At 39.8% G+C, this 400-nt stretch carries 2 protein-coding genes; both read right to left on the reverse strand.

Annotated elements, in window-relative coordinates:
• The coding region (locus R0J88_RS18900) for a hypothetical protein (RefSeq protein WP_410900712.1) at window positions 1–186 on the reverse strand (186 nt) is incomplete at its 3' end.
• The coding region (locus R0J88_RS18905; protein WP_410900713.1) for a hypothetical protein at window positions 186–400 on the reverse strand (215 nt) is incomplete at its 5' end. The genes R0J88_RS18900 and R0J88_RS18905, both read right to left, overlap by 1 nt.

Raw genomic sequence — 400 nt, forward strand, 5'->3', positions numbered from 1 at the left:
CTTTTCCGCTTCTTCACGCTTCATTCTTTCATAAACGTCTTTAGCTTTTTCGTCCTCGGTAGCTTTAACCGTGATAACTTTAGCACCCCAACATAGGAAGCAAACCCCTTTACGATTGTAGTAGTATCTAGGTAATACCCCTTTACCTTCGCATCTAGGACAAGATATTTTAACTTTTCTAGCCATTAGAAGTTACTCCCTTCTGTTGGTTGTTTATTGAATACTGAAGCATCCACTGTCCCCATAGCTTCGTCCTGTTCCTTCTTCATTCTCTCTAACTCTTTTTCTGCCTGTTCTTCAGTTAGTCCGTCCAATTTCATTATTGCTGTTTTCTGTGAAATAGTAGGCATACCAGCTAGTCGAGTACTGTAGATTGTTGCTTGTTCCATTTCATCATTAG

The sequence above is a fragment of the Pseudoalteromonas sp. SIMBA_162 genome, assembly GCF_046535955.1.
In the GTDB taxonomy this organism is placed as follows: Bacteria; Pseudomonadota; Gammaproteobacteria; order Enterobacterales; family Alteromonadaceae; genus Pseudoalteromonas; species Pseudoalteromonas marina.